The following is a 5,222-nucleotide window of genomic DNA, read 5'->3' on the forward strand; positions in this document are numbered from 1 at the left end:
TGAAAACCTCCTTTTTTTATCCAGCGCAGCAGGAAAGCTGCTTCACGTCCTTGTTGAAGGTCTGCGCCGCAAGCTTCAACCCCTCGACCATTGTCAGGTAGGGGAACAACTGGTCGGCCAGTTCCTGCACCGTCATGCGGTTGCGGATGGCGAGCACCGCCGTCTGGATCAGTTCGCCCGCTTCCGGGGCCACCGCCTGCACGCCGATGAGCCGTCCGCTACCTTCCTCGATGACCAGCTTGATGAAGCCGCGTGTGTCGAAGTTGGCAAGCGCTCGCGGAACGTTGTCGAGTGTCAGCGTGCGACTGTCGGTCTCGATGCCATCGTGGTGCGCTTCCGCCTCGCTGTAGCCCACGGTGGCGACTTGCGGGTCGGTGAACACCACTGCCGGCATCGCGGTCAGATTGAGGGCTGCGTCGCCGCCGGTCATGTTGATCGCGGCACGGGTGCCGGCGGCCGCTGCCACGTAGACGAACTGCGGCTGGTCGGTGCAGTCGCCGGCCGCGTAGATGTTCGGGTTGCTCGTGCGCATGCCTTGGTCGATAACGATGGCCCCTTGCGCATTGACAGTGACCCCCGCCGCGTCCAGCGCGAGGCTGCGCGTATTCGGTGCCCGACCGGTGGCAACCAGCAACTTGTCAGCGCGCAATTCACCGTGTCCGGTGGTCAGCACGAATTCGCCGTTCACATGGGCGACCTGGCTGGCTTGCGTGTGCTCCAGCACCTCGATGCCCTCGGCGCGGAAAGCGGCTGTCACGGCCTCGCCGATGGCCGGGTCTTCCCGGAAGAACAAGGTGCTGCGTGCCAGGATCGTGACCTGGCTGCCGAGCCGGGCAAAGGCTTGCGCCAGTTCCAACGCCACCACCGACGAACCGATCACGGCCAGGCGTGCGGGAATGGTGTCGCTGACAAGCGCTTCGGTGGAAGTCCAGTAGGGTGACTCTTTCAGGCCCGGAATCGGCGGCACGGCCGGACTGGCACCGGTGGCGACCAGGCAGCGGTCGAACGTTACCTCGCGCTCGCCACCCTCGTTCAAACGGACGACCAGGCTCTGGTCGTCCTTGAAACGCGCTTCACCGTGCAAAACGGTGATGGCTGGATTGCCGTCCAGGATGCCTTCGTATTTGGCGTGCCGCAGTTCATCGACACGGGCCTGCTGCTGGGCCAGCAGTTTGCTGCGGTCAATCGCAGGCACAGTTGCCGCAATACCGCCGTCGAACGGACTTTCCCGGCGCAGATGGGCAATATGGGCAGCGCGGATCATGATCTTGGACGGCACACAGCCGATATTGACGCAGGTGCCGCCGATGGTGCCGCGTTCGATCAGCGTGACCGTCGCGCCTTGCTCGACGGCCTTCAGCGCCGCCGCCATCGCGGCCCCGCCGCTGCCAATGATGGCGATATGCAAACCGGCGCCCTCAAGTGCATCACGGATTTTTGGTTCATCTTTGAAATCACCAACCCGGATCGAGCCTTGATAACCCAATGCGGCGATGGCGGCCAGCAGTTGGTTGTGGCTCACGGCGGTGTCTGCCATGACTTGCGCGCGGCTTTCTGGATAGGACACCACAGCGGCATTCACGCCGGGAATCTTTTCCAAAGCATCTTTGACATGGGTGGCGCAGGATGTGCAGGTCATGCCATTCACGGTGATTTCGGTCATTTTTTTACTCCATTGAATTTCGGGGTGCAGCAGGCATCGGCTTGGCGTTTTCGTTGGATGGCGTAGATGGTCAAGCCGATGAAAATCGCCAGCGCAGGCAGCAGCACATAGTCCAGATAGCCGGTCAGCGCGGACAAGCCGACCACACCGAGCAAAATGACCAGAACAGGGGTGAAGCAACACAGCGCCACGAGGGTTGTGCCAATGATGCTGACCCGCAGCAGTGTCTTCGGGTCTTTCATGATCAGTTCTTGACTGATGATGGGTAGCCCGCATCCTCGGTAGCCTTGGTCAGTTTCTGCACGCTGGTCTTGGCATCATCGAAGGTGACCACCGCTTCGCGCGTCTCGAAGGTCACGTCAACTTTACTGACGCCATCGACCTTGGAAATCGCCTTCTTGACAGTGATCGGACAGGCCGAGCAGGTCATGCCCGGTACGGACAGCGTAACGGTCTGGGTGGCGGCCCACACGGGGGCAACAACGGCAGCGAGGGCAAGGGCGGAAAGCAGCTTTTTCATGGTGAACTCCTGTGATCAATAGAAAAATGGCACGACGTAGGGAAATCCGAGCGCGACCAAAACCAGCACGGCCACGCCCCAGAAAATGAGCTTGTAAGTAGCTCGCACTTGGGGAATCGCGCAAACCTCACCCGGTTTGCAGGCGGCTGACGGCCGGTAGATGCGCCGCCAGGCGAAGAACAACGCCACCAGCGCCACGCCGATAAAGATGGGGCGATAGGGTTCCAACACCGTCAAGTTGCCGATCCAAGCGCCGCTGAACCCCAAGGCGATCAGAACCAGCGGCCCGAGGCAGCAAGCCGAGGCGAGGATGGCGGCCAGCCCGCCAGTGAAGAGCGCGCCGCGCCCGTTTTGAGGTTCAGACATACGTTTGTCCTTTCGAATCTGAATTGGATAGCTTAAGCTTACTTCCGTAGTTATGTACGGAGTCAAGCGATATGGAAAACAATTTGGAGAACCTGACCATTGGCGTTTTCGCCAGGACGGCCGGGGTCAATGTGGAGACCATCCGGTTCTATCAGCGCAAGGGCTTGCTCCCGGAACCGGACAAGCCTTACGGCAGCATTCGCCGCTATGGCGAGACGGATGTAACGCGGGTGCGCTTCGTGAAATCAGCCCAGCGGTTGGGCTTCAGCCTGGATGAGATCGCCGAGCTGCTGCGGCTGGAGGATGGCACCCATTGCGAGGAAGCCAGCAGCCTGGCCGAGCACAAGCTCAAGGACGTGCGCGAGAGGATGGCTGACCTGGCGCGCATGGAGGCCGTGCTGTCTGATTTGGTGTGCGCCTGCCATGCGCGGAAGGGGAACGTTTCCTGCCCGCTGATTGCGTCACTGCAAGGGAAGAAAGAACCGCGCAGTGCGGACGCGGTGTAGCCCGAGGGAACTACGCCTTAGCGTGCTTTATTTTCCGTTTTCTGAGGCGACTCCAACGTCAGAAAAGACCGCGGTCGACTTTTGATATTTCGTGCTGTCGCCTTCTGAAAGTGACACACGCTACGCCGTGACGACACCGTGGTGATTTGGCGCCTGGATCGCCTCGGCCGCTCGCTGAAGGATCTGATCCGGCTGGTTGAGCAATTGGACGCCGCCGGCGTCGGCTTGCGCAGCTTGCAGGAAAACATCGACACCGCCTCGATTGGTGGCCGCCTGGTGTTTCACCTGTTCGGTGCCTTGGCCGAGTTCGAACGCAACCTAATCCGCGAGCGCACCCAAGCCGGCTTATCCGCTGCACGGGCGCGAGGCCGCAAGGGCGGACGCAAGAAACGGCTCGACCCGGCCAAGCAGGAGCTTGCCCTGCGCCTCTACCATGAGCGGAAACATACCGTGGCGGAAATCTGTCGGATGATGGGCATCGGCCGCTCGACGCTCTACAACTATCTCACCGAGGCCGAGCGTGATGCCCAGCGGGCGGCGTAAAGCCATCCCGACCGATTCGCTGATGCAGTTGCGGCAGCGGCTCGACCGTCTGCCCAAGAAAAGCCCGGAACGGATTACTCAGGTGGCCGCGATAGCCGAGTTGTACGGCGTGTCCCCAAGCACCGTATACCGGGCGCTGAACCTCATCCATAAACCCCACGCGGCTCACCGCGCCGACCATGGTAAGCCGCGGGTATTGCAGCAGGCCGAGCTGGAGCGCTACTGCGAGCTAATTGCCGCGCTGAAACTGCGCACCACCAACAAACAAGGGCGGCACCTATCTACCCGCCGTGCCATCGAGCTGCTGGAGGGCTATGGGGTGGAAACCGAGCAAGGCTTGGTCAAGGCGCCCAAAGGGGTTCTGACCCGCAGCACGGTGAACGAGTACCTAAGCCGCTGGCACCTGGACCAGTCGCGGCTGTTGCGGCAACCACCGGCCACCCGCTTTCAGGCTGCGCACAGCAATGACTGCTGGCAGTTCGACCTGTCGCCCTCCGACCTCAAGCACATCGATAAGCCGGACTGGATCGATCCGGCTAGGGGCATGCCGACGCTGATGCTGTTCAGCGTGGTGGATGACCGCAGCGGAGTGGCCTATCAGGAGTACCACTGTGTATATGGCGAGGACGCGGAGTCAGCGCTGCGCTTCCTGTTCAACGCCATGACGCTGAAGGCGGACCCGACTTTTCCCTTCCAAGGCCGCCCGAAGATGATCTACCTGGACAACGGCCCGGTGGCCAAACGCCGAGTATTCCAGAACGTCATGCAGGCGCTGGACATCGAATGGCAGACACACATCCCGGCCGGCAAGGATGGCACCCGCACCACGGCTCGCTCGAAAGGCAAAGTGGAGCGCCCCTTCCGCACGGTGAAGGAAGCCCACGAGACGCTGTATCAGGGGTTTGGGGAGCAATGGAACCAAAAACCAACGTAAGCCTTACCACCTCCGCTCAGAGCCCTCTTCCCAGGCATCCGCCTCGATAAAACAATTGCGCATCTCGGCTTCCTGGCTGATCTCGGTCAGCAGATCATGTACCGTCTTATCCAATGCCTCATCATTGCGATATGGAATGCTCAGTGCGTAGTTGCCCGACTCCAGTGGCTTCATGCCATAGGGTTCCAGGCAGTAACGCTCGATGTTCTCTTTTGCCCGCTTTTTGCCACGCACGAACTTGCTGTTGTTCTCGACGGCCAGGCGCAATATGACCGTCGCGATCCGTTCGGCATCGTCCACTGCCGGTGGGACTGTAATGTCGAGATGCAGGGAGATTTTTGTGGGTACGCCGATCGTTATGCCGCGATGCCGGAGGTAGCGGTAAAGCGTACTTTTGGAGATGTGCAGTTTCTTGCCAATGGCGCTCACACTTAACCGTCCCTCGCGGTACAGCGTTTCTGCGGCCATAGCTGTCGCTTCGGCTTGAGCTGGCAACCCCTTCGGACGGCCACCGACTCGACCACGTGACCGTGCAGCGGACAAGCCGGCCTGTGTGCGCTCACGAATCAACTCGCGTTCGAACTCTGCCAATGAAGCGAACAGGTTGAACACAAAGCGCCCTTGCGCGTGAGTGGTATCGATGGGGTCATTCAGACTTTGCAGGCCAACGTTACGAGCGGCCAATTCACC

General features: G+C 60.7%; 6 protein-coding genes and 2 pseudogenes. 3 read left to right on the forward strand and 5 right to left on the reverse strand.

Going from position 1 to position 5,222, the window contains the following annotated elements:
* Positions 1 to 16: 16 nt before the first annotated feature.
* From merA to merT, 4 genes are read right to left on the reverse strand one after another with little or no spacing between them, the layout of a single operon-like run.
* Entirely contained in the window at positions 17 to 1,663 is a 1,647-nt protein-coding gene (merA, locus tag H7698_RS30880; protein ID WP_000136268.1) for a mercury(II) reductase, read from the reverse strand.
* Positions 1,660 to 1,905 carry a mercury resistance system transport protein MerF gene (merF, locus tag H7698_RS30885; protein ID WP_000654684.1) on the reverse strand — a complete coding sequence of 82 codons (246 nt, stop codon included), beginning with the start codon at positions 1,903 to 1,905 and terminating at the stop codon, positions 1,660 to 1,662. Before merF ends, merA begins: the two co-directional genes overlap by 4 nt.
* Before the next feature lie 2 nt (positions 1,906 to 1,907).
* On the reverse strand, positions 1,908 to 2,183 hold the full coding sequence (gene merP, locus H7698_RS30890) for a mercury resistance system periplasmic binding protein MerP (protein ID WP_000735441.1): 276 nt from the start codon (positions 2,181 to 2,183) through the stop codon (positions 1,908 to 1,910).
* A gap of 15 nt (positions 2,184 to 2,198) precedes the next feature.
* Positions 2,199 to 2,549: a mercuric ion transporter MerT gene (merT, locus tag H7698_RS30895; protein ID WP_001294667.1), complete on the reverse strand. Its 351-nt coding sequence runs from the start codon at positions 2,547 to 2,549 to the stop codon at positions 2,199 to 2,201.
* Between the two features lie 71 nt (positions 2,550 to 2,620).
* Between merT and merR the strand changes: the two genes are divergently transcribed.
* The 3 genes and pseudogenes from merR to H7698_RS30910 all read left to right on the forward strand — a co-directional run.
* On the forward strand, positions 2,621 to 3,055 hold the full coding sequence (gene merR / locus H7698_RS30900; RefSeq protein WP_000429838.1) for an Hg(II)-responsive transcriptional regulator: 435 nt from the start codon (positions 2,621 to 2,623) through the stop codon (positions 3,053 to 3,055).
* A 120-nt stretch (positions 3,056 to 3,175) separates the two neighbouring features.
* Positions 3,176 to 3,598: pseudogene (locus H7698_RS30905) on the forward strand (recombinase family protein); the annotation flags it as partial.
* Positions 3,599 to 3,602: 4 nt separating this feature from the next.
* Positions 3,603 to 4,493, forward strand: a pseudogene (locus tag H7698_RS30910) (IS481 family transposase); the annotation flags it as partial.
* Between the two features lie 42 nt (positions 4,494 to 4,535).
* Here the strand turns inward: H7698_RS30910 and H7698_RS30915 are convergent.
* A partial coding sequence (locus H7698_RS30915) for a recombinase family protein (protein WP_194693874.1) occupies positions 4,536 to 5,222 on the reverse strand: 687 nt, incomplete at its 5' end.

Origin of the sequence: Pseudomonas sp. p50(2008) (genome assembly GCF_015351605.1) — a bacterium.
GTDB lineage: Bacteria > Pseudomonadota > Gammaproteobacteria > Pseudomonadales > Pseudomonadaceae > Aquipseudomonas.